The following is a 516-nucleotide window of genomic DNA, read 5'->3' on the forward strand; positions in this document are numbered from 1 at the left end:
TCCACCGTGATCGCAGATGGGTCGCTCGCAGTGGGGTCCTCATTGTCGACTATCGTCACATCAAAACTACAGGTCGCAGTAAGTCCCGATGAATCCGTTACCTCAAAGGTGTTCGTAGTCGTCCCTATCGGAAAGGTAGAACCCGAGGGAAGGCCCGCTATCTGTACCGTGACCGCTCCCGGATTGTTGTCCGTGCCCACAGGTACAGTATACGTGACCACAGCCTCGCATACGCCCGCATCCGTATCCTGTACGATATCCGAGGGACAGTTGATCACCGGTGCCTCGCTGTCCACCACCGTCACATCAAAGCTACAGGTGAACGTGTTGCCCGCACCGTCCGTTACCTCGAAGGTGTTCGTAGTCGTTCCCGTTGGGAATGCCGCTCCCGAAGCGAGTCCCGCTATCTGTACCGTCGTTGCCGTTCCACAATTGTCCGTGCCAACGGGTGCCGTATAGGTCACCACTGCCGTTGATTGCCCGGCATCCACGTTCTGGGTAATATCCGCCGGACAG

At 57.4% G+C, this 516-nt stretch carries 1 protein-coding gene; it reads right to left on the minus strand.

Annotated features, from left to right (window positions below; all coding sequences use genetic code 11):
* On the minus strand, positions 1-464 hold a 464-nt coding region (locus KIM67_RS18515; RefSeq protein WP_371815810.1), incomplete at its 3' end, for an HYR domain-containing protein.
* Positions 465-516 lie beyond the last annotated feature (52 nt).

Origin of the sequence: Flagellimonas sp. 389 (assembly GCF_018449435.1) — a bacterium.
Lineage (GTDB): Bacteria > Bacteroidota > Bacteroidia > Flavobacteriales > Flavobacteriaceae > Flagellimonas.